General features: G+C 70.7%; 26 protein-coding genes and 1 pseudogene. 17 read left to right on the top strand and 10 right to left on the bottom strand.

All coding sequences use genetic code 11. The annotated features are described in order from the left end of the window. Positions 1–127: 127 nt before the first annotated feature. From AQJ84_RS33520 to AQJ84_RS33510, 3 genes are all read left to right on the top strand, one after another. Positions 128–943, top strand: a complete 816-nt coding sequence (locus tag AQJ84_RS33520; RefSeq protein ID WP_030040392.1) for a class E sortase — start codon at positions 128–130, stop codon at positions 941–943. Positions 944–1,177: 234 nt separating this feature from the next. Further along, positions 1,178–1,474, top strand: a complete 297-nt coding sequence (locus AQJ84_RS33515) for a hypothetical protein (RefSeq protein ID WP_225877228.1) — start codon at positions 1,178–1,180, stop codon at positions 1,472–1,474. 91 nt (positions 1,475–1,565) lie between these two features. Next, positions 1,566–2,207: a DUF6461 domain-containing protein gene (locus AQJ84_RS33510; RefSeq protein ID WP_030040390.1), complete on the top strand. Its 642-nt coding sequence runs from the start codon at positions 1,566–1,568 to the stop codon at positions 2,205–2,207. On the opposite strand, the gene AQJ84_RS44490 is transcribed toward AQJ84_RS33510, so the two are convergent. The 3 genes and pseudogenes from AQJ84_RS44490 to AQJ84_RS33500 form a co-directional block, all read right to left on the bottom strand. Then, positions 2,176–2,511, bottom strand: a complete 336-nt coding sequence (locus tag AQJ84_RS44490; protein ID WP_225877227.1) for a hypothetical protein — start codon at positions 2,509–2,511, stop codon at positions 2,176–2,178. The genes AQJ84_RS33510 and AQJ84_RS44490 overlap by 32 nt on opposite strands. A gap of 8 nt (positions 2,512–2,519) precedes the next feature. Further along, a pseudogene (locus AQJ84_RS41605) lies at positions 2,520–2,716 on the bottom strand (TnsA-like heteromeric transposase endonuclease subunit); the annotation flags it as partial. A gap of 353 nt (positions 2,717–3,069) precedes the next feature. Further along, the gene (locus AQJ84_RS33500) at positions 3,070–3,453 is read right to left on the bottom strand and encodes a DoxX family protein (RefSeq protein ID WP_030040388.1); all 384 of its coding nucleotides are present in this window, start codon (positions 3,451–3,453) and stop codon (positions 3,070–3,072) included. A gap of 171 nt (positions 3,454–3,624) precedes the next feature. Between AQJ84_RS33500 and AQJ84_RS33495 the strand changes: the two genes are divergently transcribed. The 5 genes from AQJ84_RS33495 (at position 3,625) to AQJ84_RS33475 (ending at position 7,512) form a co-directional block, all read left to right on the top strand. Beyond that, a complete protein-coding gene (locus AQJ84_RS33495) occupies positions 3,625–4,098 on the top strand; it encodes a carboxymuconolactone decarboxylase family protein (RefSeq protein WP_030040387.1) in 474 nt (157 codons plus the stop codon). Between the two features lie 177 nt (positions 4,099–4,275). Further along, positions 4,276–5,196, top strand: a complete 921-nt coding sequence (locus tag AQJ84_RS33490) for an RNA polymerase sigma-70 factor (protein ID WP_030040386.1) — start codon at positions 4,276–4,278, stop codon at positions 5,194–5,196. A 158-nt stretch (positions 5,197–5,354) separates the two neighbouring features. Further along, complete coding sequence (locus AQJ84_RS33485; protein WP_030040385.1) at positions 5,355–6,188, top strand: NAD(P)H-binding protein; 834 nt, start codon at positions 5,355–5,357, stop codon at positions 6,186–6,188. Then, positions 6,185–6,853 carry an NAD(P)-dependent oxidoreductase gene (locus AQJ84_RS33480; protein ID WP_030040384.1) on the top strand — a complete coding sequence of 223 codons (669 nt, stop codon included), beginning with the start codon at positions 6,185–6,187 and terminating at the stop codon, positions 6,851–6,853. Before AQJ84_RS33485 ends, AQJ84_RS33480 begins: the two co-directional genes overlap by 4 nt. Before the next feature lie 146 nt (positions 6,854–6,999). Beyond that, positions 7,000–7,512: a DUF1772 domain-containing protein gene (locus AQJ84_RS33475; RefSeq protein ID WP_225877226.1), complete on the top strand. Its 513-nt coding sequence runs from the start codon at positions 7,000–7,002 to the stop codon at positions 7,510–7,512. Here the strand turns inward: AQJ84_RS33475 and AQJ84_RS44485 are convergent. After that, a complete protein-coding gene (locus AQJ84_RS44485; protein WP_263972026.1) occupies positions 7,415–7,726 on the bottom strand; it encodes a TSUP family transporter in 312 nt (103 codons plus the stop codon). The genes AQJ84_RS33475 and AQJ84_RS44485 overlap by 98 nt on opposite strands. 865 nt (positions 7,727–8,591) lie before the next feature. On the opposite strand from AQJ84_RS44485, the gene AQJ84_RS33470 reads away from it, so the two are divergent. From AQJ84_RS33470 to AQJ84_RS33460, 3 genes are all read left to right on the top strand, one after another. Continuing rightward, positions 8,592–8,903: a DUF6412 domain-containing protein gene (locus tag AQJ84_RS33470; protein WP_030040382.1), complete on the top strand. Its 312-nt coding sequence runs from the start codon at positions 8,592–8,594 to the stop codon at positions 8,901–8,903. Between the two features lie 87 nt (positions 8,904–8,990). Further along, positions 8,991–9,707 (top strand): YidC/Oxa1 family membrane protein insertase, encoded by a 717-nt coding sequence (locus AQJ84_RS33465; RefSeq protein ID WP_030040381.1) that lies wholly within the window; start codon positions 8,991–8,993, stop codon positions 9,705–9,707. Between the two features lie 147 nt (positions 9,708–9,854). Next, a complete protein-coding gene (locus AQJ84_RS33460) occupies positions 9,855–10,712 on the top strand; it encodes a fumarylacetoacetate hydrolase family protein (RefSeq protein WP_030040380.1) in 858 nt (285 codons plus the stop codon). Between the two features lie 350 nt (positions 10,713–11,062). Here AQJ84_RS33460 and AQJ84_RS33455 read toward each other — a convergent pair whose 3' ends face one another. The 3 genes from AQJ84_RS33455 to AQJ84_RS33445 all read right to left on the bottom strand — a co-directional run bounded on the left by AQJ84_RS33455 (position 11,063) and on the right by AQJ84_RS33445 (position 13,609). Then, positions 11,063–11,929 (bottom strand): LLM class F420-dependent oxidoreductase, encoded by an 867-nt coding sequence (locus AQJ84_RS33455; RefSeq protein ID WP_030040379.1) that lies wholly within the window; start codon positions 11,927–11,929, stop codon positions 11,063–11,065. A 79-nt stretch (positions 11,930–12,008) separates the two neighbouring features. Beyond that, positions 12,009–12,524, bottom strand: coding sequence for a heme-degrading domain-containing protein (locus AQJ84_RS33450; protein ID WP_037802860.1), 516 nt, complete (start codon positions 12,522–12,524; stop codon positions 12,009–12,011). After that, entirely contained in the window at positions 12,521–13,609 is a 1,089-nt protein-coding gene (locus tag AQJ84_RS33445; protein WP_053190493.1) for a Gfo/Idh/MocA family protein, read from the bottom strand. Before AQJ84_RS33445 ends, AQJ84_RS33450 begins: the two co-directional genes overlap by 4 nt. Positions 13,610–13,770: 161 nt before the next feature. Between AQJ84_RS33445 and AQJ84_RS33440 the strand changes: the two genes are divergently transcribed. The 5 genes from AQJ84_RS33440 to AQJ84_RS33420 all read left to right on the top strand — a co-directional run bounded on the left by AQJ84_RS33440 (position 13,771) and on the right by AQJ84_RS33420 (position 18,499). After that, positions 13,771–15,159 (top strand): ROK family transcriptional regulator, encoded by a 1,389-nt coding sequence (locus AQJ84_RS33440; protein WP_318656199.1) that lies wholly within the window; start codon positions 13,771–13,773, stop codon positions 15,157–15,159. Between the two features lie 250 nt (positions 15,160–15,409). After that, on the top strand, positions 15,410–16,273 hold the full coding sequence (locus AQJ84_RS33435; protein WP_030040376.1) for a hypothetical protein: 864 nt from the start codon (positions 15,410–15,412) through the stop codon (positions 16,271–16,273). A gap of 135 nt (positions 16,274–16,408) precedes the next feature. Further along, a complete protein-coding gene (locus AQJ84_RS33430; protein ID WP_030040375.1) occupies positions 16,409–17,188 on the top strand; it encodes an HAD-IIA family hydrolase in 780 nt (259 codons plus the stop codon). A 93-nt stretch (positions 17,189–17,281) separates the two neighbouring features. Beyond that, on the top strand, positions 17,282–17,827 hold the full coding sequence (locus tag AQJ84_RS33425; protein WP_030040374.1) for a hypothetical protein: 546 nt from the start codon (positions 17,282–17,284) through the stop codon (positions 17,825–17,827). Positions 17,828–17,833: 6 nt separating this feature from the next. Next, positions 17,834–18,499 (top strand): class F sortase, encoded by a 666-nt coding sequence (locus tag AQJ84_RS33420; protein WP_030040373.1) that lies wholly within the window; start codon positions 17,834–17,836, stop codon positions 18,497–18,499. Between the two features lie 287 nt (positions 18,500–18,786). Here AQJ84_RS33420 and AQJ84_RS33415 read toward each other — a convergent pair whose 3' ends face one another. Then, entirely contained in the window at positions 18,787–19,560 is a 774-nt protein-coding gene (locus AQJ84_RS33415) for a GAF and ANTAR domain-containing protein (protein WP_030040372.1), read from the bottom strand. A gap of 160 nt (positions 19,561–19,720) precedes the next feature. On the opposite strand from AQJ84_RS33415, the gene AQJ84_RS33410 reads away from it, so the two are divergent. Beyond that, complete coding sequence (locus AQJ84_RS33410; RefSeq protein WP_030040371.1) at positions 19,721–20,743, top strand: glycoside hydrolase family 6 protein; 1,023 nt, start codon at positions 19,721–19,723, stop codon at positions 20,741–20,743. 88 nt (positions 20,744–20,831) lie between these two features. Here the strand turns inward: AQJ84_RS33410 and AQJ84_RS33405 are convergent, their stop codons facing one another. After that, entirely contained in the window at positions 20,832–22,769 is a 1,938-nt protein-coding gene (locus tag AQJ84_RS33405; RefSeq protein WP_030040370.1) for a radical copper oxidase GlxA, read from the bottom strand. Beyond that, positions 22,766–24,775, bottom strand: coding sequence for a glycosyltransferase family 2 protein (locus tag AQJ84_RS33400; RefSeq protein WP_053191163.1), 2,010 nt, complete (start codon positions 24,773–24,775; stop codon positions 22,766–22,768). The genes AQJ84_RS33405 and AQJ84_RS33400 overlap by 4 nt, the downstream gene beginning before the upstream one ends. Positions 24,776–25,070 lie beyond the last annotated feature (295 nt).

Here is a 25,070-nt window from a genome sequence, read left to right as displayed (position 1 = left end):
GGGGTAGCCGTTGTCGTGGCGCCCAGTGTGTCGACGACCGTCCGTCGAATGAGCCCAACCTGCCGATGGGTCTGGCCAGTTGAGGGAACCGGCCCTATCGTGCGGGCGCGGTGAAGGGGGCGGACACATGCGGATTCCCGTCGTGCGGCACAGTTCCCGGCGGCGGCGTGCCCGTTGGCGCCGGGTGGTGTGGGTGGCGGGGGAAACCCTCGTCACCGTCGGGGTCGTACTCCTGCTCCTCGTCGTCCACCAGGTGTGGTGGACCAACCGGGAGGCCAAGGAGGGCGCGGAGCGGGAGGTGTGGGCGCTGGAGCGGCAGTGGGGTGAGGGTGGGGTCGAGAGTGGGGGCGGCGGCGCTGATCCGCCGGACGCCGGTGATCCCCGTACGGCTGTCGAGTCCGGTACGACCGTCCCGTCCGCCTCCCCGGACGGCTCCCCCGGCGTCGCCCGGCCACGGTCCGGCACCGGTGACGGCACCGCCCGCCCCGACTGGTCGCGGGCCTACGCCATCCTCACCATCCCCCGCCTCGACCTCCGTGTCCCGGTCGCCGAGGGCACCAGCAGGAGCCGTGTGCTCGACAAGGGATACGTCGGCCACTACCGCGGTACCGGCCAGCCGGGCCAGGCCGGGAACTTCGCGCTCGCCGGGCACCGCAACACCCACGGCGAGCCCTTCCGGTACATCAACCGGCTGCGGCCGAAGGACACCGTCGAGGTCGAGACCGGCAGCGCGGTCTACACGTACGTCGTCGACAGGACCCTGCCGCGGACCTCGGCCACGGACACGAGCGTGATCCGGCCCGTGCCGCACTCCACCGTCCACCCCTCCCGCGGCTACACCGACCCCGGGTACTACCTCACCCTCACCACCTGCACCCCGGAGTACACCTCCAGGTACCGGCTGGTGGTCTGGGGACGGCTGGTCTCGATGCGGCCGCGTTAGCGCGGGGGGCGGGCCGGGGTGGAGCCGCCGTTCTCAGGCGGCCTCGTCCTCGTTGCCTGAAGTCGGTGACGCTGACCAGGACCGGGCCGCGGTGGTCCCGGGCTTCGCCTGGCGTCCACGAGGACCTCAGCATGACGTCCCGCCGAGGGCCTTCGCCGGGTGGGAGGCCGCCGGGGTGTCGGGGTTGGCGCGGGCCCCTACAACTCCGGCGGCATGCCCGCCAGCATGAGCGGCATGAACGAGGTCGACACCGGCAACGACTGCGTGCAGACCTATGCCACACGGGTCAAGCAGGGCGAATGGCATCTGTACGACGACATTCGTGTGGCTGCTCCTACGTGGAAGGAGGTGTGCGGCCGCTCGGCCATGTCGGGGTGGATCAACTCCACGTCGATGGGGGGAGCGTTCAGCGGGGGCTTCTCCGGCAGGTATCGGCTGCTCGACCAGGACCCGTACTGGGTGGACTTCCCTCAGTTCACGCACTGCGACGCGTCCAAGGCGACCGTGACCTGCACGGTTCCCAAGCCATGACAGTCTCCTGAACGTTGCTGGGGCACAGCACTGGCTCTGGCTGTGCTGTGCCCCACCGGCCCCACGTTGTGCACGGAAGGAGTGAACCGCAATGCCTGACGATCTCGCGTGGATCGCTGATGCCTGGCGCGGCACGAGCCCGAGCGCCACCGACCTGTACATCACCTGCGCCCGCGGCCTCAGCCCCCAGCAGCTGGCCGAACGCATGGCCGACCATGAGCCCGTCGAGATCGGGCCCGCCCTCACCATCGAGGAAGCGCACCGCATGGTCGACCTGACACAGATCTATTGCGTCGGCCGCCTCGGCCAGAGCGGCGACTGGTCGTTCATCGTGGAGTGCGTGGGCAGTGAAGGCTGGGCCCTGGACCCGGCAACGTCCCGCGGCGGCGAGATCCTGATCTTCGACCCGCGGCCCGACGATCCCCCCTCCTTCTTCACCTACCTCGCCGACGGTGAGCTGCAGCTGCACTTCGAGTTGGGCTTCGGCTATGACCCCACAGGAGCCCAGCCCGACCTGCTGCGCCCGGCGCTGGAGGCAGCCGGAGTCATTCCTCCGGAGGACGACATGGATGACCTGCCGGGCGAGGACGAGGAACTGGCACCTGCCGAAGAGAAGCGCCGGGTGTTGAAGGTCATCGGTGAGCACTTCGGGCTGTCGCTCCCGCGGGAGGTGATCGAAGGCGGCCAGCTTCCTGCCGTGGTCACCCGCACGTCACCTCCGTCCTCCTGGTGACCACGAGCGTGGGCGATCTAGCCACCGCTGTCCGGTAACGGGCACATCGGCTGGACGGCAGACCGCCCCACCCGCGAGGCTTGTCCCCGACACGTCGGACCGGCGCCGCCCACCGCACGCCGGCGAGGGCTGCGGTCACGAAGGCGGCGAGGGTGATGACCGCGGCGAAGGTGATGGCGGCGCGAGTGAAGGCGGCGGGGTAGGTGGCGCCGTCCATGCGGGCGTGCTTGCCCGCCCCGGCCGCGGCGAGTAGCCCGACGACGATGACGAGTGCGGTGGTCAGCAGGACGACGGCGACGGCCACGACGGGCTCAGCAGACGGACCGGCTGCCCGGCCAGGCCGACCACCTCGGGTTCGCGGTCCAGCACCATCAGCTGCGCCCGCATCGCGGCCGACCGCACGCCACATGCCGGCTGGTCGTGGCCGACCACCACTGACCGGGCCCCCATCGCCGCCCCGGCACCACCGGGAACGCCGACACCGGTTCCAGCTCCTCGAAGGCCACCGCGAGAACCGAGCCACAACCTCGCCCTCGAAGACCAGCTCCGGGACTGGTCCGAGGAGCTCCGCCGCCGCTGACGGATCAGCCCGCCCAGCCGATGTCACGGACCTCGATCGCACCGGCATGCGGCATGAACTGGATCCAGCTTCTCTGCACTAAGTCAAATGGGTGTGGCTCCTTTGGAGGGACGAGCGTACCCGGGTGCGTTCCGCTGGTGGCGGGCTCCGCCCGGGGCCCGGCGGGCGGGTGTTCATTGCTGAAGAGAGTGACGTCGTAGCCAACTCCGTTGGCTGGTAGGTGTATCGGTACGACCTGGAGTGTGCCTGGCACTTCGGCGCTCGACTGATATGCGCCGGTGGTCAGCCGGTGAAGGACTCGGGGCCGAAACGGCCCCATGCGACGAAGGTAGCCAGGGCGAGGTAGATCAGGTCGCCTACGATCGTGGCCTTCTCGCCACGGCGCAGACGCATGGTGACCGCGCAGGCAAACAGCAGAACAAGTCCGGTGGCGGCCAACGGCACCAGCACCGGCGCGATGTCGAGGACCGCGGGCAGAATCAGGCCGGCCGCGGCCAGCAGCTCGACGGCGCCGATGGCTTTGAGAGCGCCGGGGCTGAACTCCAGGACCCACTGCGCAGAGGAGCCCATCGCGGCCAGCTTCTCCTGCGGCACGAACATCTTGGAGCTGCCCACCAGGCAGACAGCGGCGAGCACTCCAGCGATGATCCACAGTGCGACGTTCATCATCAACTCCCTGATCGAGGACTTCCGCACCCGAGACGAGGCAGCGACTCGGCCTGTGACATGCCCGAACCCAGACAGTAGAGAGACGTGGGTCACACCGTTCCGTGTCACAGACGTGAGGGCCGTCTCGTCTCGGGGATGAAGGCATCGACGAACGTGGAGGAGCACACGATGGACGCGCGATTGAACTACTTCGCCAACCCGGCCGCCGGCAAGGCCCTCAAGTACTTCATGTCGGTCGGCCGGGAGCTGAAGGAATCGCCGCTGCCGGCCACGACGCAGGAGTTGGTGGCGCTGCGCGTGAGCCAGATCAATGGCTGCGCGGTCTGCATCGACATGCACACCAAGGAAGCCGCCGCGGCCGGCGAGAGCCCGGTGCGGCTGAACCTGATCGCGGCCTGGCGGGAAGCGACGGTCTTCACCGCGGCCGAGCGCGCCGCACTGGAGCTGGCGGAGCAGGGAACCCGGGTCGCGGACGCGGCCACCGGGGTCAGCGACGACGTGTGGGCCCGCGCCGCTCAGCACTACGACGAGGAGCAGCTCACGGCCCTCGTGCTGCTGGTCTCGTTCATGAACACGGTGAACCGGCTGAACATCATCACCCAGCAGCCGGCCGGCGACTACCAGGTCGGCCAGTTCCACTGAACCACCACCGCACCCTGGCCCAGGTCAGGCCCGCCGGGGCCAGGACGCCGTGGTCAAGGCGGGCAGGGCGGTCGCGGCACGAGCGTTGTCTGCTCCGCCCACACATCGAATGATCTTCGAAGGATGCCTCGCCGGCGCGGGTCCGGCCGGGCACACAGACCGCAAAGGGGAGTCGGCGTGGGCAAGGTCGAGGAGTTCGAGGAACTGCGGCCGCTGCTGTTCTCGATCGCGTACCGGATCCTGGGCAGCGTGGGCGAGGCGGAGGACGCGGTGCAGGAGACCTGGCTCCGCTACGACGCTTCGAGAACCCGGCCCGTGTCGGCCAAGGCGTTCTTGTCAGCCACGGTGACCCGGATTGCGATCGACGTGCTTCGCTCCGCCCGGGTGAGGCGGGAGGAGTACGTCGGACCGTGGTTGCCCGAGCCGCTGCTGGACGATCCGTACCAGGACCCGGCCCGCGCGGCGGAGCTGGCCGACTCGGTGTCGATGGCGGCGCTGCTGCTCCTGGAGCGGCTCAGTCCGCTGGAGCGGTCGGTGTTCGTGCTGCGGGAGGTCTTCGCCTTCGGCTTCGACGAGATCGCTGCCGCGGTGGGGCGCTCAGAGGCGGCGTGCCGGCAGCTGCTCGTACGGGCACGCCGCCACATGCACGAGGGACGGCCCCGGTTCGAAGCGGACCGCCAGGATCGGCAGGAGCTGGCGAGGCGGTTCTTCGAGGCACTGACGCAGGGAGACGTGGACGGACTGCAGAATCTGCTGTCCGCCGACGTCCAACTCATCGGGGACGGCGGTGGCAAGGCACCGCAGCTGGCCAGGGCCGTCGCCGGCGCCGAGAACGTGGCCAGGCTGCTCGCCACCGTCTACCCGCTCATGGCCCGGATCGACATCACGTTCGAACCGCACGAGGTCAACGGCCAGCCGGGCGCGCTCTTCCGCGACCGCGACGGCAAGATCCTCCACATCCTCGCCCTCGACACACTCGGCGGGCAGATCCAGACGATCCGCGCGGTCATCAACCCCGACAAGCTCAGCCACCTCGGCCCGGTCGCCGACGCCTGGGCCGTCGACCAGGAAGTGAAGCAGACCCGTAAAACCCAGTGATCTCCCGACCAGCCTGACAGGGCAGGACCGGAGGTTTCAGTGCCGCATGCCGATGATCCTGGCGCACCGCTCGCCCGTGACCTGTTCCCGCGATACGAACCGCGATCATCATCCACCGCCCAAGATCGATTATCGACACACGCAGTGGGGGTTCAGTCATGATCCTGATTACCGGGGCCACCGGCGTCGTCGGCCGGGCAGCCGTCCGCCTCCTGGTTGAGGGGGGAGCGGAAGTCGCCGCTGTCACCCGCGACCCGCACGCCGAATTCCCCGCGGGTACCCAACTCGTCCACCCCGCGGAGCTGCCCAACCTCGACGGCGTGGAGGCCATCCTGCTCAGCCCGCGTGCCGTCGGATCCGCCGCTGTCGACCTGTTGGCCCGCGCCCGCGAGACGGGCGCGGCAAGGGTGGTCGTGCTGTCGGCCGTGACCGTGCAGTACCCGGCTGGGCACGCACGCTTCCGGCAGCAGTTCCACGCGGTTGAGGACATCGCCAAGGGGAGCGGCCTGGACTGGACGATCCTGCGCTGCGCCGATTTCGCCGCCAACACCCTGGCCTGGGCCGGGCAGATCCAGGCGACCGGGACCGTGCGGGGGGCATACCCGCACGCGAGGACCTCGACCGTCGACGAGCGTGACATCGCCGCGGTGGCCGCCCTCGTCCTGGCCCACCCGCGGCACCGCGGTCAGACGTACCTGCTCACCGGAGATCAGTCGCTGAGCCAGCCGGAGAAGGTCGCAGCGCTCGGCGCGGCGCTCGACCGGACACTGTCGTTCGTCGAGGCCGCACCGGACGAGATCCGCCGCGGCATGCTCGCCGCCGGCCTGCCCGACGAGGTACCCGACCGGCTGCTCGGCTCGCTGGCCGACTACGCCCGCGAAGCCGGGCCCACCACGGACACCGTGCGGCGGCTGCTGGGTCGCCCGGCACGCACGTACGCCACCTGGGCGCGAGACCACCGTGCCGCCTTCACCGCAGGAGGACCCCGATGAGACTCACGATCGTGGCCGCCACCGGCGGTATCGGACGGCACCTGGTCGAGCAGGCGGTGGCCGGCGGGCATGACGTCACCGCCGTGGCCCGCCGCCCGCGTGAGCTGCCGGGCGGCGTCCGGACGGTCGCCGTCGACCTCACCCGACCCGACATGCGGGCGCTCGCCGCGGCGGTACGCGGCGCCGACGCCGTACTGTCCGCGCTCGGCCCGCGAAACCCGCGCGCGGACGCGGGCATCACCTCGCGCGGCACCCGCGCGATCGTCGCGGCGATGCAGGCCGAGCAGGTCCGGCGGATCGTCATCGTCAGCGCCGCACCCGTCGGACCGGTGCCGGTGCCCGGCCGGCCGACGCCACCCAGACACGATCCCGGCGATGGCTTCTTCATGCGCTACCTGGGCGTCCCGTTGACCCGCGCCATGTTCGGCCGGCACTACGCCGACCTCGCCGTCACCGAGCAGACCCTGCGCGACAGCGGACTGGAATGGACGGTGTCGCGCCCGCCCAAGCTCACCGACAAGCCCCTGACCGGCAGGTACCGGACCGCGTGGAACCGCAACATCCGGGGCGGGTTCTCCGTGTCACGCGCCGACGTCGCCCACCACATGCTCGCCATGGTGAACCGGCCGGACACCATCGAGCAGGTCGTCGGAATCGCGAACTGACGCATACCGGCCACACACACGACCCGGGCGGCGGGTGGGGAAGCGGGCGGCGACCCGCGACGGTCACCAACAAGGTCAGGAAGATGCCTCGGCCGTCCCGCCCGCCCCTTCGCCGCCCGGGTCACCCATCGCGAAAGGACGTGATCATGATGAAGTACGCCCGTTTCGTCAGCCTCGTATTCGCGGGGCTGTTCGCCGGATTCCTCACTGCGGTCCTTGTCCTGGAACTCTCGCTGCGCGGCTTCGACAGCACCGTCTACACCCAGGTCCGGCTGGTCGAACTCGACTCCCTCGACAAACTCGCCGTCGCCACACTCCTGCCGGCGCTGATCGCCACAGCGGTACTGGTTCACCAGACCTACCGGACGAACACCCGATGGTTGACCGTGGCCGCACTCGCCCTCCTGGTCCTCGTCTTCGGCCTCACGCTCATCGTCAACCTGCCCATCAACTCCGACCAGCTCCACTGGAACGCCCAGTCCCCGCCCGCCGACTGGACCGACGTACGGGACCGCTGGCAGATCGCCCACGCCGTCCGGACGGTAGCCGCGGTCCTCGCCTTCACGGTCCTCGCCCTTGCAGCCTCGCTGCCTCGTACACGTCGTTCAAGCCTGCCGAACACCTCGGCGCGGACAATCCGCCGAGCACCGCGCCGGTGACGGAGCCTGCGGCCATGATCGTGGTGAAGCGGATGTTGGCGCCGAGGACGGCGAAGCTGCCGTCGCGGCTGTAGCGGGCGAACGCGACCAGCATGGTCGGCAGGGAGACCAGTAGAGAGAGGCTTCCCGCGGTTTTGATGTCTTCTCCGAACAGCAGAACGATCGTTGGGATCAGCAGCTCGCCCCCGGCGACGCCCATGATCGCGGCGACCACCCCTATGCCGAAGCCAGCCGCGACGCCGGAAGGGAATCTGGGCCCAGAGCGGCAGCGCGAGCGTGTCCAGGGTGGTGGTGTGGGTGACCACCAGGGCGGCGGCCATGAGCACCATCAGCGCCGACAGCACCTTGTAGAGCTTTTGGTCGGCTTTCTTCTGCTGTGCCACCTTGGCGCGGGCAGCCTTCGCCTGGGGGGTAGTGATCTGCCGTACCTTGGTGGATTTCACTCCGGGTACGTTGAGGCGGCCCGACAGTTCAGCTGCTTGTGCCAGCGGTGTGAGCGAGGCCGGCACGGACAGCAGCACCGCGAGAAGCACGGTCAGGGTGCTCCGCCGGCCGCGTCGGCCGGGTGGATAGAAGTGTGGGGACACAGAGAATTCTCCAGAGGGTGCAATGGCTGCGGTGCCCGCACCGCACCCGGCGGGGGGCGATAGGGGCACCGCAGTGAGGACTCAGTAGCCGATGAGGTTCTCGACCTGCGTCGGGCCGGGGCCCGCCAGTCCGGCGACCGGCCGAGGGCCGTCAGGATCTGGGCCCACGTGCCCGCCTCGCCGTCCGCCGGCAGGGCCGGGCGGAAGGGGCTCCCCGGGGCGAGGCGCGTGTCGTCGTCCGGGACGGCTCGGGCCAGGGGGAGTGCGGCGGCCGTGAGTTCGGGGCCGGGGTCGTGTGCGAGATCCAGGGTGCGCGTCGGCCGGGAGCCGCTCCGGCCGAAACGGCCGTTGCGGCCGATCGAGGCGGATCAGGTATAACCGAGGCAGTACACGTGGCAGTGCGATCACGAGATGATGCGACCACGTGAAGACGCGACCACGTGACAGGGTGACGTACGAGCCGATGTTCGACAGGCGAGAGGAGGGCCGCACATGATCCGCAGTCTGGCGAGTCTGCGACCCGCCGCCGTCCTGGTGCTCCTCTTCCTCGACGTCGCCCTGCTGGACTCCGGCAGCCTCTCCGCCGCCGTCGCGCTCGCCGCGACCGCCGCGGCCGGCTCCGCGTTCGCGGCCTGCTCGCTCCTCGCCTCGCGCTCAGCGCCCGCCGTGCCGCCCACGCGGGTGCGTACGGCCATCCGCGACCGCGACCGCCGTACGGCGTTCCTGCCCCAACGCGACCCCGACGCCAGGGGACGCACGCGGCCCCGAGCGCCCGGGCACGCCCTCCCGGCGACCGTCGCGTAGGGCACACCTCTCTCGAGTCGGACCCCGCGCGGGTCGTCATGCCGTCTCACCACGTCCGGCACGACGAGACCCCCGGAGGGCTCACCCATGTCCGTCTTCGCAGATCTGGTCCGGCACCTCGCCGACCTGCTCCAGCCGCTGTTCGGCGCCACCGCGGCCGCCGCCGCGATCGTCCTGTTCACCGCGTTCGTACGACTCCTCGTCCACCCCCTGTCCCGGGCCGCCGCACGCGGACAGAAGGCCCGGGCCGCGCTCCAGCCGAAGGTCGCGGAGCTCAGGAAGAAGCACGGGAAGAACCCCGAGAAACTCCAGAAGGCCGTGATGGAACTGCACGCCGAGGAGAAGGTGTCGCCGCTGTCCGGCTGCATGCCGAGCCTGTTCCAGCTGCCCGCCTTCTTCCTGCTCTACCACCTGTTCTCCAACACGGAGATCGGCGGCAAGGCGAACGGACTCCTCGCGCACCAGCTGTTCGCCGCGCCCCTGGGCGACCGCTGGGCGGACGCGCTCGGCGACGGCGGGGCGTTCGGGGCGGCCGGGCTCGTGTACGTCGGGCTGTTCGCCTTCGTCGCCCTGGTCGCCGTCTTCAACTTCCGGCGCACCAAGCGGATGATGGCCGCGAACACGGCGATGCCGGTGGGGGGCGACGGCGGGCCGGTGCCCGGGATGGGCGCGATGACCAAGGTCATGCCGTTCATGTCCTTCTTCACGCTCTTCACGGTGGCCGTGGTGCCGCTGGCCGCCGCGCTGTACGTGGTGACCAGCACGACGTGGAGCGCGGTGGAGCGGTCGGTCCTCTACCGCTGACGACCGCCGACCGCTCGCGTCGACGGGGTTACGGTCCAGTCCGTGAACCGGGTATTGCGGACCGGACCTCGACCTTGGACGATCGACCAGTCATCCGATGGCTGCACCCGTCGGTCGACGACCCCGCGATCGAGGGAGATTGTGATCATGAAGCTGCTGCGAGTCGGTACGGCGGGAACCGAGCGGCCCGCGCTGCTCGACGCCGAGGGCACCCTGAGGGACCTCTCCGGCGTCGTACCCGACATCGACGGACCGCTGCTCGCCGACGACGGGGCGCTGGGCCGGATCCGGGACGCGGCCGACGCGGGCACGCTGCCGGCGCTGGACGCGGTGGGGCTGCGGGTCGGACCGCCGCTCGCCCGGATCGGCAAGATCGTGTGCATCGGGCTCAACTACCACGACCACGCCCGCGAGACCGGGGCCGAGCCGCCCGCCGAGCCCGTGATCTTCTTCAAGGCCGCGGACACGGTGGTCGGGCCGCACGACACGGTGCTCATACCGCGCCGGTCGGTGAAGACCGACTGGGAGGTGGAACTGGCGGTCGTCATCGGGCGTACGGCCCGCTATGTCGAGTCCGCCGAAGCGGCGCTCGGGCATGTCGCCGGGTACGCGGTGGCGCACGACGTGTCCGAGCGGGAGTTCCAGATCGAGCGGGGCGGGACCTGGGACAAGGGCAAGAACTGCGAGACGTTCAACCCGTTGGGGCCGTGGCTGGTGACCGCCGACGAGGTGCCCGATCCGCAGAACCTCGGGCTGAGGCTGTGGGTCAACGGGGAGCTGAAGCAGGACGGCACGACCGCCGAGCAGATCTTCCCGGTGGGTGAAGTCGTGCGGTACGTCAGCCAGTTCATGACGCTGTATCCCGGCGACGTGATCAACACGGGTACCCCGGCGGGGGTCGCGCTCGGGGAACCGGAGCCGAAGCCGTTCCTTCGGGCCGGGGACGTGGTGGAGCTGGAGATCGAGGGGTTGGGGCGGCAGCGGCAGGAGTTCAAGAACGCGTAGCGCTCCGCGGGTTGGGCGGGGGTTGTGCGGGGTCGGGAGGGGTGGGGTTGGGCGGGGTGGGGAGGTGCGGTGGGTTGTCGGGTGCGGGTTGGCGGGGGCTGGTCGCGCAGTTCCCCGCGCCCCTGGGGGGTGGCTGGGCGTGGGCAGTTCCTGTGGCCCTGGGGGTGGCTGGGCGCGCAGTTCCCCGCGTCCCTGGGGGGTGGCTGGGCGTGGGCAGTCCCTGCGGCCCTGGGGGTGGTTGAGCGCGCAGTTCCCCGCGCCCCTGGGGGGTGGCTGGGCGTGCGTAGTTCCTGCGGCCCTGGGGGTGGTTGAGCGCGCAGTTCCCCGCGCCCCTGGGGGTTGAGGTTGTGTCAGGGGAGTAGGGCTGCGAGGCGGTGCCAGGCGGCGCGGGGCAGGGTGTCCCGCGGCTCGCTGTCGACTATCTGCAGGGCCAGATGGTCCGCGCCCGCCTCGAAGAACGTGTCGACACGGGCGCGGACCGTTTCGTCGTCGCCCCAGGCGAACACCGCGTCGATCAGACGGTCGCTGCCGCCGTCGGCGAGGTCGTCCTCGGTGAAGCCGTGGCGCAGGAAGTTGTTGGTGTAGTTCGGCAGGGAGAGGTACAGGGCGAGGAACTCGCGGGCCAGGGCCCGGGCCCGGTCCGCGTCCCGCTCCAGGACGACCGCCAGCTCCGGGGCGAGGAGCGGGCCCTCGCCGAGGATCTCGCGGGCGTAGGCGGTGTGCTCGGCGGTGACCAGGTACGGGATGGCGCCGGCCGCGCGGTCGCGGGAGAGCTCCAGCGTCTTCGGGCCGAGGGCCGCCAGGAACCGGCGGTCCGCCGGCACGCCCGCCGCGTCCAGGGCGTCGAGGTAGGTGACCAGGGACGAGTACGGGCGGCGGTACTGGTCGGCGAGCTTGGCGTGGCTCACGCCGAGGCCCAGGGCGAAGCGGCCGGGGTGGGCCGACTCCAGGTCGGCGAAGCTCGCCGCGCTGTCGGCGGCCTCGTGCTGCCAGATGCTCTGGATGCTGGTGCCTACGGTGAGCGTCGAGGTGGCGTCGAGGAGCGGCGCCGCGTGTTGGGCGGCGCTGTTGCCGCCGAGCCACACGGCACCGAATCCGGATTCCTCCAACTCGGCGGCCGTCTCCGCGAGTTCGCCCCGCCGGGACGGGTCCTCCGAGCGCAGGCCGACGCTCCAGACGCCGTACCGTCCCACGGATTCCTTCAAGGCGTCACTCATCAGGGCCGTTCCCTCCGGTCGGTGTGCTGTCCACGGGTGCCAACCGGAGGGGGCCTCGGGATCTTCCCGGCGGGCCCGGTCAGTGCCCCAGGAACTGCTCCAGCGCCTCCACGACGAACCGGTGGTCCTGCAACTGCGGCAGCCCCGACACCGTCACCGCGCCGATCACACCGACACCCTCGACGTTGATCGGGAAGGAGCCGCCGTGGGCCGCGTACTCGTCCGGGTCCAGGCGGGACGAGTCCTCGAACGTGGTGCCCTTTGCGCGGAAACGGGCGCCGACGAGGTAGGAGGCGGAGCCGTAACGCTCCACCACCCGCCGCTTACGGGCGATCCAGGCGTCGTTGTCCGGGGCGGACCCGGGCAGGGCGGCGTGGAAGAGCTGCTGGCCGGCGCGGTGGATGTCGATGGCGACCGGGGCCTGACGCTCCCGGGCCAGGTCGACGAGGAGGGAACCCAGCGCCCACGCGTCGTCATGGGTGAACTGGCGGAAGACCAGACGGCGTTCCTGTGCCTCCAGTTCCTCCAGCGGCGGGGTCAGCTCCGGGTGGAACTTCGGGGTGATCTCCTGGTTGTGCGACTGGTTGTACGTCACAGCGACACCGCCACTCCGTCGTGGGCCGAACGGCGCGCCGCCTCCAGTACGTCGAGGGCGGCGGCCGCCTCCAGCGCGGTCACCGGGTTGGGACCGCCCTCGGTGAGGGCCCTGGCCACGGCCGCATAGTAGGCCGGGTAGTCGCCGGGAAGGGTCGGTTCGGGGCGTCCGCCGCCGGTCAGCGGCGACTCTCCGGCGCCGACGCGGCCCCACAGCTCCTCGGGCTCCAGGCCCCAGTCGCCCGCCCGGCCCGGACGCAGGCCGTCCCGCAGGTCCGCCTCCTGCGGGTCGAGGCCGTACTTCACATAGCCCGCCTTCGAGCCCAGCACCCGGAAACGGGGGCCGAGTTGGGCGGTGGTCGCGGAGACGTACAGGTGGGAGCGGACACCACTCGCGTGGGTGATCGCGATGAACGTGTCGTCGTCGGCCTGCGCGCCGGGGCGGCGGACGTCCGACTCGGCGTACACCGAGGCGGCCGGTCCGAAGAGCACCAGCGCCTGGTCCACAACATGACTGCCGAGGTCGTAGAGCAGACCTCCGATCTCTGCCGGGTCGCCGGACTCCCGCCAGCCGCCCTTGAGTTGCGGACGCCAGCGCTCGAAACGGGACTCGAAGCGCCACGGCTCGCCCAGCTCGCCGTCCGCGAGCAGCTTGCGCAGGGTCAGGAAGTCGTTGTCCCAGCGGCGGTTCTGGAAGACCGACAGCAGCAGGCCGCGCTCCTCGGCGAGGGCCGCCAGCCCGCGCGCCTCGGCGGCCGTGCCGGCGACGGGCTTGTCCACCACGACGGGCAGGCCGGCCTTCAGTGCTGCGGTGGCGAGCGGGACGTGCGTCTTGTTCGGGGACGCGAGGACGACCAGGTCCAGCTCGTCGGCCCGATCGAACAGCTCCTCAGGCGTGGCGGCCAGGCGTACGTCCGGGAACTCGGCGCGGGCCTGCCCCTGCCGCTCGGGGTTCGAGGTGACCACCGTGTCCAGGGCGAGGCCCTCGGTGGCGGCGATCAGCGGGGCGTGGAACACGGAGCCGGCGAGGCCGTAACCGACGAGGCCCACGCGCAGCGGGGTGTCGGCAGTCTTGCGTCCAGTCATGACCCCTACTTTCGCAACGCTGTTGCCAAAGTGCAAGCGGTGGGGAGAATGGGGGCGTGAACAGGGTGAAGGGCGACGGCGTGGGTGCGGTGGCTGGTGGAGGAGGAGGCGGAGGCGCTGGCGGGGTGGGAGGTTCGGGCGGGGTCACAGGCGCGGCGGGGGTGAATCTGCTCGCCCTGCGCAGCCACAACACCGCGCTGGTGCTCGACCTGCTGCGCACGGCTGGCACCGACGGCATCAGCCGCCTCGAACTCGCCGAGCGGACCGGTCTGACACCCCAGGCCGTCAGCAAGATCACCGCACGGCTCCGCGAGGAGGGCCTGGTGGCCGAGGCCGGGTACCGCGCCTCGACGGGCGGCAAGCCCCGGACCGTACTGCGGCTCGTGCCGGGGGCAGGGCACGCGCTGGGCGTCCACCTGGACCGGGACGAGCTGCACGTGGTGCTGGTCGATCTGAACGGGACCGTGGTGGCGGAACGCCGGGCGCCACTGGACCTGGGCTCGGGCGCGGACGCCGTGGTGGCGGCGGTGGCGCGAGAGGCCGAGGCGGTGGTGGGGGAGGCGGTGGCCGGGTTGCCCGACGCGGCTGTGACCGAGGTCGGCGGGGGGCTGCCCGACGGGGCTGTCACGGAGGTCGGCGGGGGTGTGCATGACGGGGGCGTCATCGAGGTCGGCTCGGGGGTGCCTTGCACGGCTGTCACGGAGGTCGGCTCGGGGGTGCCTGACGGGGCCGTCATCGACGTCGGCGTGGGAGTGCCTGACGCGGGCGTCACTGAGTTCGGCGCGGGGGCGGCTAGCGCGGCCCTCACCGACGTCGGCGCGGGGGTGTCTGACGCGGCCACCGTCGGCTCAGGTGCTGAGCCGGCCGGCGGGCGTCTCGCCGGCGTCCGGTCGCTTCTCGGGCTCGGGGTCGCGCTCCCCGGGCCTCTCGACCACACGCGGGGCGTGCTGCACCGGGTCACCGGGTTCCCCGAGTGGGACGGCTTTCCGTTGCGGGACGCGCTGGTACGGCGGCTCGGGGTGCCGGTGGCCGTCGACAAGGACACCAACGCGGCGGCGCTCGGACTGGCGGTGGCCGGCGAAGGGGGCGAGGGCGGCGGGGGCGGGTCGTTCGCGTTCCTCTACCTCGGTACGGGGCTCGGAGCCGGGCTCGTGATCGGCGGGGCCGTGCATCGGGGGGCGCGGACCGGGGCGGGGGAGTTCGGCCACCAGGTCATCCAGCTGGACGGGCCGCGCTGCGAGTGCGGGAACCGGGGCTGCCTCGAGACCCTGTGCCTGGGCGCGGTCTCGCGCGGCGAGGTCGAGGAGGCGGCGCGGGTGCTGGGGGAGGGGGCCGCGAACCTCGTCGGACTCCTGGACATCGACCTCGTCCTGCTGGGCGGCCGGACGGTCACCGCGGCGCCGGAGGCCTTCGTACGGGGGGTCTCGGCCGTTCTGGACGCCCGGGCCCGGGGGGCGGGGGCGGTACCTGTTCGGATCGCCTCGGGCGGGGTGGCGGAGGGCGCCGCCCAGCTGCTGCTGGCGCCGCTGTTCGGGCGGGGGGACGGGTGAGGGGTGCTTCGTTCGTCCGCGGGGCGGGGGGCTGTGGCTGAGGTCGGACGGGCTCACTCACCCGCGCCGGCGGGACGCCGCTGCGCTCGCCCTCCCCGACTCCCGGCTTCGCTCGAGCGGCACGACTGCCCGCAGTGGTGCGGGGCGGGCGCCCCGCACCGCCAATCGGCCGTAATCGCGCCCTCCTTCGGTGCCCCACCCCGCATGGCGCCGCCTGGGCCCCACCCTCGCCCGGCATGGTCATGTGTTCATGCGACTGTCTACGTCCGCCGCCCCCTGCCTCGCAGCAGCCGCCGCTCTGCTGACCGCGACCACGACCACGACCACAAGCACGACCGCGACCGCGACCACGACCACGAGCGCGACCACGTCCGCGCACGCCCACTCCCGTCCCGCAGCAGCAGCCTCCGCCGCAGCACCCGCCTCCGCCGCAGCACCCGCCCCCGCCTCCTCCTGCGCCGCCTCCGGTGACCGGGCGTTCCCCGTCACCACCCGGATTCACGGTGGGCCCAGGTCCTACGAGGCCGGCGGCGGGTTCGGGACCTGGTATCTGGATCTGACCAACACCACCGACCGCAGCTGCGCGAACATCCACCCGGTCGTCGTTCTCGCCGATGACGGGCGGGCGTTGGGATCGTCCCAGCCCCGCCTGGAGTTCTACGACGGCCCGGGCGAGGACGCCCGCCCCCACCCCGTCCGCTTCGAGCGCACCGACGCCGACGAGCTCGTGGGAGTGATGACCGACGAGCACGGCAGCTTCCCCGGATTCACGGTCGAGCCGGGGAAGACGCTCACCGTGAAGGTCAGGCTCGCTCTGACCTCGGACGCGGAACCGAACGAGGTCACCGTCAACGCGGCCGTCGTACAGCGGCACGACGACGACGGCGACTGGGTCGGCCAGTCGAACGACTACCGCTTCGGCATCGAGGACGAACCGTCCGCCGGTCACGACCCGAGCCCCCGGCCCACGGCCACCGCCACCGCCCGCTTCCCCTTCGCCGCCGAGGCCGGCGAGCTCGCCCGCACCGGTCTGCCCGCGATCGCCGGCCTCGCGGCCACGGCCCTGCTGCTCGGCACCGGCGCCGCCCTCCTGGCAGCCCGCAGACGCCGCTGAGCCGGCTGCCCGGGCCGACCGGACGAAACCAGCCATCCGACAGCCGTCCAACCGGCCATTCCCTCAAGATCGGACCACTGTCTACTCTGGGGCGACGCAGCACCGCGTACATGCGTACGGCAGGAGATCCCGCACATGGCAGACCGCAGGCCCATCGAGTCGTGGCTCACCGACATGGACGGTGTGCTCATCCACGAGGGCGTACCGATCCCCGGCGCCGACGCCTTCCTCAAGAAGCTGCGTGAGTCCGGCAGGCCCTTCCTGGTCCTCACCAACAACTCGATCTACACACCGCGCGACCTGCACGCCCGCCTGCGGCGCATGGGCCTGGACGTGCCGGTCGAGTCCATCTGGACCTCGGCACTGGCCACCGCCCAGTTCCTGGACGACCAGCGGCCGGGCGGATCGGCGTACGTGATCGGCGAGGCTGGTCTGACCACCGCGCTGCACGACATCGGCTACATCCTCACCGACCACGAGCCGGACTACGTCGTCCTCGGGGAGACCCGGACCTACTCCTTCGAGGCCATGACCAAGGCCGTACGGCTCATCGAGGGCGGCGCCCGGTTCATCGCCACCAACCCGGACGAGACGGGCCCCTCGACCGAGGGCCCGCTGCCCGCGACCGGTGCCGTCGCCGCGCTGATCACCAAGGCCACCGGCCGGAGCCCGTACTTCGCGGGCAAGCCGAACCCGCTGATGATGCGGACCGGCCTCAACGCCATCGGCGCCCACTCCGAGACCAGCGCCATGATCGGCGACCGGATGGACACCGACGTACTGGCCGGCATGGAGGCCGGAATGCAGACGTTCCTGGTGCTCACCGGCCTCACGCGGCCCGAGCAGGTCGACAACTTCCCGTACCGGCCGTCCCAGGTCGTCGACTCGATCGCGGACCTCGTCGACCGGGTTTGAAACCTTTCCTGACCCGTACGGAGTAACGCGGCCCCGCCTGAGGATGCGGGGCCGCTGCCGGAGGGGGAGGCTCCGGATATCTGGAGGTTCACGATGCGTTCCCTACCTCTCACACTCTGCACAGGGCTGCTGTCCCTCGCCGCCCTCACCCCCGTGGCCCACGCCGCGGACGGCGGCAGCGTCTCCCTGACCCCGTCGTCCCCCGCCGCCGGCGCCGAGGTGGCGCTGCGGGTGAGCGGCTGCGCCGGCCGGACCGCCACCGCGACCTCGGTGGCGTTCGTCGCGGAAGCCCGGCTCACGGGCGCCGGCGGGACGCTGGCCGGCGAGACCCGGGTCCGCGCCTCGATCGAGCCCGGCTCGTACGACGTCAAGATCGCCTGCGCCGACTTCGCGGTGAAGGGCAGGATCGTCGTCGTCAGCGGCGGCTCGGCGGCCGACCCGACCCGGCACCCGGCCTCGCTCGCCTCCCCGACCGCCCCCGTCCAGGCGGGCGGCGGCGGCACCGCCCACCTCGCCGCCACGGACGACCGCCCCGCCGGTCCCGGCACCGGGCACACCGTGATCGGGCTGATCCTCGCCGCGGCCGCCGCGGTGGCCGTCGGGCTCCGGAGTACCCGCCGGAGCCGCGGGACGGACTGACCCGCCATGTCCGACCACGAACGCTCCTCCGGCACCGGCCGCCTCCTGACCGGCGTGGCCTGGGCGGTACTGCTGCTCGGGCTGTGGCTCTGGGGCCGCGAGGTGACCGACGTACGCGACGGGATGTCCGCGCCGACCACGGGTGACGTGGCGGCGGTCGGGCGGCCGCCGGACGTGGAGCTGCCGCCCGCCCACCGGCCGCTCGGCGCGGCCCTGCCGCAGCGGGTCGACATCCCCGGCCTCGGCGTGCAGGCCCACGTGGTGGCGCGCGGCCTCGACGGGGCGGGAGCCATCGATCCGCCGCCGTACGACCAGGCCGGGGCCGTGGGGTGGTACGCGCGGGGCGTGACACCCGGGGCGGCCGGCACCGCCCTGATGGTGGGGCACGTCGACACCGAGACCAAGCCCGCCGTCTTCTACAAGCTCAGCGTCCTCAAGCCGGGCGAGACGGTCCGGGTGATCCGGGCCGACGGCAAGGTCGCCGAGTTCACCGTCGACGACGTCCAGGTCGTCAGCCGCGAACACTTCGACGCCCGGCAGGCGTACGGCCCCCGCCAGACCGGCCGGGCCGAGCTGCGGCTGATCACCTGCGGCGGAACCTTCGACCGGGCGAGCCGCAGCTACACGGCCAACGTGATCGTCTCGGCGTACCTCACCGGCACGGGACTCTGAACGGTTCTGTGGCACCTGGCCCGGTCGACGACCCGCTCCCCGAAGTCGTCGACCGGGCTGGTCCTCGACCGCGGGCGCACGGGTTGCGGGAGTGACCCGGCGACCGGCGCGGGAGGCGTGGAAAGCCACGGTGGGTGTAGGTGTGGCCGGGGGCTGGGGCCGTATGAGAAGACTCTAGAGCGGATGAGCGCCCGGGCCTAGTGGCGGATCGACGTCACGTGCCGGTTTGGTGGCTCTGTGTCATCCGCGCTGGTGACATGGGGTCCGGCGCGGAGGGTACGCGGTTTCTACGATGCCCCGTCGATCGGACCCTCCACCTCCCGGCGCAGCTCGGCCTCGTCCACGCGCCTGTCGATGACCGCGCTCGCCACCTGGTCCAGCGGCAGCCGGCGCCGCCGGGCGTACTGGCGGAGCGCGACGAACGCCCGGTCGGCTCCGACCTGCCAGCGCTCGGCGAGCATGCCCTTCGCCTGCTCGATACGCACCCTGCTGGACAGGGCCTGCTGCAGCTGCCCGGACAGGTCGCGGTACCGGCGGTAGACGCGGTGGTTCTCCAGACCCACCGCGGCCGCGTCTGCCAGGGCCTGCGCCACCAGCACCTCTCTTCCGCTGTCCTCGGGTGAGGAGGGCAGCGTCGGCATGAACACGTTGAGCGCGCCGAGGAGTGTCTCGTCCCGGCGCAGCGGGACCGCGTAGGTCGCCGCGATGTCGTGCCCGAGGGCCCGCTCGGTGAACACCGGCCAGCGGGCGTCCGCGTGCGCCGCCCGGATGGACACCGGCGTCACCGGCTGTCCGGAGCCGTAGCTGTCCAGACAGGGACCGCCGCCGTACTGCGCCGCCAGCAGGTCGAGCGCCATCTCTCGGTGCCGGCTGCTGCCGGCCAGCGACACCGCCCGGGAGCCGTCGATCAGCATCACCCCGGCCGTCCGCGCGGCCAGCAGCTCCACGCAGTGGTCGGACACCCGTTGTAAGTGGCGCGTGGACTCGAAGCCGTCGGTGAGCGTGTCCGCCGACTCCACCACCGCCGCCGCCAGTCGGATCTCCCTGGTGATGTACACCATCCCCGGCACTCCCCTTCGCCCGACGAGCGCCCCGCCGCGGCGCGCTACCCCGACCCTCGGGGCTGTAACAGCTCTCGGACAAGGCCTGGGCGACCTCGTGGGCGGCGCGACGGGTGTGTCAGGATTGAGACTTGGAACGGTGCACCCAAGGGGGAGTTGGATGTACGTCAGCAGGGGGGCCGGGACGAGGGCTTCCGCGGCGGCGCTGGGGGCGGCGCTGTTGATCGCGGGTTGTTCCTCGTCGGGGGACGGAGAGGGCAAGGACCCGTCCGACGCCGGTGCCGGAATCACCCAGCAGCCCAAGGGGACCGACCCGTACTGGGTCAACCCGGACGGCAGCGCGGCGCAGCAGGTGCAGGACTACGAGAAGTCCGGCAAGAAGGAGAACGCCGAACAGATCCGGAAGATAGCGCAGCAGCCGATGGGCGAGTGGATCTCCCCGGAGAACCCGGAGGAGCAGGCCCGGGGCTACACCGAGGCCGCCGAGAAGGCGGACCGTGACGCGCTGCTCGTCCTCTACAACATCCCGCACCGGGACTGCGGCCAGTTCTCGCAGGGCGGCGCCGCCGACGGCAACGCCTACCGGGCCTTCGTGGACAGCGTCGCCAAGGGCATCGGCGACCGCCCGGCCACGGTGATCCTGGAGCCGGACGCGGTGCTGCACATGGTGGACAACTGCACGCCCGAGGAGTTCCACGAGGAGCGCTACGACCTTCTCAACAAGGCCGTCGCCCAGCTCAAGTCGCTGAAGAACACCAAGGTCTACCTCGACGCGGGCAACGCCGGCTGGGGCAAGCCGGACCAGATCTTCGAGCCTCTGCAGCGCGCGGGCATCGCCCAGGCCGACGGGTTCTCGGTCAACGTGTCCAACTTCTACTCCACCGAGGACTCCATCGCCTACGGCAAGAACCTCTCCTCGAAGGTCGGCGGCAAGCACTTCGTCATCGACACCAGCCGCAACGGCAACGGGCCCTACGACGGCGGCAACCCGGACGAGCGCTGGTGCAACCCGCCCGGCCGTGCCCTGGGCGAGGCGCCGACGACCAAGACGGCGGATCCCCTGGTGGACGCCTATCTGTGGGTCAAGCGCCCGGGAGAGTCGGACGGCGAGTGCAAGGGCGGCCCGAAGGCGGGCGAGTGGTGGGCGGACTACGCGCTGAAACTGGCGAAGTCCTCCGGCTGACACCGGACACCGACATCCGGCACTGACACAGCCCCGCGTCCCTGTCTCCAGGGGCGCGGGGCTGTGGCGTGTGCGGCTTCGGCGTGAGCTACGGCACCCGGACCCACCGGGCCTTGCTCGGCGTCCCCTGGTCGTCGTTCACGAACAGCATGTACCACCCCGACTGCACGAGGTTCCTGTTCTTCGGCACGGTGACCGTGATCTTGTCCCCGGACACCTTGTAGTCGAGCTCGATCGACCGCTGGTCCACGTCGGTCACGTGCGTGGCGGCGCTGGGCCGGATCAACCGCACCGACTTGATCGTCGACGCGTGCTGCGAGGTGTACGTCCCCGACTTTCCGCGCTCGATCCGCTCCGGACCGCCCGAGAGCGACGGCTGGGCTCCCCGGTACAGGTACGGCGGCGTGTAGATCTCGATCCGCTGCTCGAAGGTGCCCGGCTTGGTGTTCGCCTTGTCCCCGTACAGCGAGTCCGAACCGAAGAACATCACCCGCCCGTCCGGCAGCAGCAGCGACCCGGAGTGGTAGTTCCGGCCCACCAGCGGATCGGCGACCTCGTCGAAGGTGTTGGTGTCCGGGTGGTACAGCCGCGCCTGAAGGATGTTGGAGTCACCGCGCCCGCGGTAGTCCTCCGACCCTCCCGACACCAGCACGGAGTCGTCGGGCAGCACCGAGGCCTGCGCGTACCGGGTGCCCTTCTCCAGCGTCGGTCCGTCCACGAACGCCGGGCTGTCCGCCTTCAGGTCGATGATCCGCGTCTTGTTGGAGGAGAGCTTGGACTCGCCGACCCCGCCCCCGCCGATCACCATGTACTTCTCGTCCTGCGCCGGCGGCAGCAGCACGGTCCCGGACGTTTCCAGCATGTTCGGGTCGCTCAGCCCGGGCAGCTTGGTGAACTTGTTGGTGTCCACGTCCCAGACACCCGGGTCGCGGCCCACGTCGTCCGGTCCGTAGCCCGCGTTGGAACCCGAGTAGAAGATCTTGCCGTTCTGCATGAGGAACAGCGCCGGGTAGGTCGGGAACTGACGGATCTTCTCCGTGTAGGTCCACTTCCTGGTCTTCGGGTCGAAGACCTCGTTCTTGCCCGGGACCAGCTGCCCGATGTCGTCGAGACCGGAGACGCTGAGGATCTTCCCGTCGCTCAGGGTGGTGAGCGTCGGGTACCAGCGGGCCTCCTTCATCGGGTCGACCTTGATGTACTTCTCGGCGATCGGGTCGAACTCGAAGGCGTCCCGGATGCCCTGGAAGTCCTTCTTGTCCAGGGCGAGCTTCTGCGCGATGCCGTACGTGTTCTTGGCGTCGGCGCCGGACAGGCCCTGGACGGTGTAGTTGTCCTGGGTGCCCGTCTCGTACTTCTCACCGCTCTTCTGCGCCTCGACGTAGATGCGGCCCAGCCCCGGGGTGTTGCCGAGGAACTCGCCGGTCTGCTTGTCGAAGTTCTTCGTGGCCCGCTCGACGACGACCGGGTCCTTCGACACGAAGGTCTTGCCGTTCTCCTTGCCCACGAACTTGGTGCCCGCGGGGACGGTGATCGGCTTGTCCGGGTTCTCGTTGTGGACGATCATCAGGCCGCCGGCCTTGGTGACGTCCCCCTCGAGCTTCTCGTACCGCTTGGTGCCGCCGGCGATCAGCAGGTTGCCGTTGGCGAGCTGGGTGTGGCCGGTGCAGAACAGGTCACTGGGCGTGGGCACGTTCTTGATGGTTCCCTTGACCGGGTCCCAGATCCGGGTGTCGAACTTCTTGGCGTCGAAGTTGTCCTGGTTGTTGCCCGACCCCGCGACGAGCAGCACCTTGCCGGTGCGCAGCAGCGCCGCGTGGATCGTGTTCAGCCGGTACTTCTCCGGGAAGTCGATGACCTCCCAGTGGCCGTTGTCGGCCTTGTACTCCGGTTTGTTGATTTGGTACTGGTGGTATTTCTCGGACCCGAAGCGGTACAGCCACGGGCCGTTCATCCCGGCCAGCGCGAGTACCACCGCCGTACCAATCGCCAGTCGACGGGCGCGGCGGCGGCCTGCACGGTCGTTCATTCCTTACGTCCCCCAAGTCCACCAAGGGCGATCTGCATGGTCTGGTCGCCCGTCCCGCTGTCGGCCCAGCTCGGCTTGTGCTGCGGAGCGTGCTGGGCCGGGCCGTGCTGGGCCGCGGTGCGCTGCACGGGCAGCGGCTGCGGCTCGTAGGCCCCCACGGGAGCCGCGGGCCGGTCGGCGGGGACCGCGGTGTGCGGCTCCTGCGCGGGCGCGGCGGGCTTCTTCCGCTCCTGACGCAGCATGTGACGCCAGGCGAAGATCGGAGTCGCGGTGATCAGCGTGGCGAACGTCGCCCAGATGATCATCGCCGGGTGCGCGTGCCCGTAGACGAAACCGGCCGCGATCGACGCACCGAAGATCCCGATGAAGTACCAGTGGTACCGGAAGGTCCCGAACCACCTGTCCGGGCTGGCCGAATCGCCCTTGGGGGTGACCACGAACTTGCTCTTGCGGCGCAGGGCGGAGTCGATCAGCGCCTTGGCGTAGAGCGGCGCGGACAGCGCGGACATGACCATGCCGGCCACACCGCCGGACCCCTCGGGCTCGTGCGGGGAGACGTTGTGCCGGCGGTTCCAGATGTACAGGCCGATCTGCAGCGCGGAGGCGTTGCCGTAGAGCATCAGCCACACGGTCGGGTCGATGTTCACACCCGAGGCGCCCAGGCCCAGGAACAGGGCGCAGCTCAGTGCCGCGAGGATCCAGTTCAGGGCGGACATCGGGTAGAAGATGATCATCATCGTGTAGTTGAAGAGCTTGCTCGGCGGCAGCGAGTACCAGCCCTTCCAGTACTGCTTGAGGATCGTCTCGTACGTCCCTCGCGACCAGCGCATCTGCTGGGTGAAGAAGTCCGTCCAGGCGCTCGGGCCCTCGCCGACCGCGAGGACGTCCGGGGTGTACACCGAGCGCCACTTCTTGCCCGTCGCCGGGTTCTTGTGGCGGTGGATCTCGAAGCCGGTGGCCATGTCCTCGGTGATCGAGTCGTACAGGCCGCCGATCTGCTTGAGCGCCTTGATGCGCACGGCGTTCGAGGTGCCGACGAACATCGGGGAGCCGTACCTGTTGCCGGCGCGCTGGATCAGGGCGTGGAAGAGGAACTGCTGCGACTCGGCGGCCTTGGTGACGAAGTTGTCGTAGTTGCCGTAGACCTGCGGGCCGATGACGAAGCCGATGTTCGGGTCGCGGAAGAAGCCGAGCATCCGCTCCAGGTAGTTGGGCAGCGGCACGTGGTCGGTGTCGACGGAGGCGAAGAAGTCGTAGTTGTCGCCGTGCGCGTCCAGCCAGGCGTTGTAGTTGCCGTGCTTGGTCTTGGCGCGGTGCGGGCCCTTGGCCTGGTTCCACTTCGCGACGCCCTTGCGGGAGAAGTGGTGCACGCCGAGGCGCTCGCAGACCGCCTTCACGTCCGGGTCGTCGCCCTCGTCGAGGAGCCAGACATGCATGAGGCCGCGGTGCCGGATCCGCACCGCGGCTTCCAGGGTCTTCGTCACCATCTCCAGCGGCTCCTTGCCGGGCACGAAGGAGGTGAGGAAGGCGACTCTGGTGCCGGGCTCGGGCACCACCGGGATCGGGTCGCGGGCGACCAGGGTGGCATGTGCGTTCGACAGCACGTTCATGCAGCGGAAGAACTCGATCAGGCCGATCGAGACGAGCATCACGATGTCGAGCGCCGGCAGCCAGGCGAACTCCACGTAGTCGCGCTCGGTCCAGTGCTCGGGCTGGAGCAGCCACGCCAGCAGGACCAGCGAGAGCAGCGGTGCGGCAGCCAGCATCAGCGCGACCCTGATGCGGTGCGGTTCCTGCGAGATCAGCGACCGGTACTCCACCCGGTACGGCTTGGCCGGATCAGGTTGGGTGAGGGGACCGGCCAGTCTGCTGTAGTGCTCGTAGTCGTATTTCGGCAGCGTCTTCTTGATCCGACGGAACGCACCGGTCCTGTGCGACGGCACCCTGAGCTGGGTGGTCGAGGACGGGTCGAATTCCTGCCGGGCGCCCGTCGGCGTCGACGTCATGAGTCATCCCCCCACACGCGGGAACACCGCGTGTTTCGTCGTTTCCTTACGTCTGTTCCAGTCCCCCTCGACCGTCACAGTCGTATCAGCGGTGGGTCGCAGTCACCACATGCTCCACACTTTCAAGACACGGAACCACGACCTTCCGGTTGCATGATGCCCCCCTCGGCATCCGGTCATGAACGGGGCCCCTTTCCCCGTACCAACCGGGCAACCGGCTCCTTGCCCCCCAACTGCCGCGTATCCGCAGCATCTTGAAGAACCAGGGTTCTACGGCGTTCATCATGATCGCAAG

It is taken from the genome of Streptomyces resistomycificus (assembly GCF_001514265.1).
In the GTDB taxonomy this organism is placed as follows: Bacteria; Actinomycetota; Actinomycetes; order Streptomycetales; family Streptomycetaceae; genus Streptomyces; species Streptomyces resistomycificus.
This window is presented reverse-complemented; position numbering and strand designations above follow the sequence as displayed.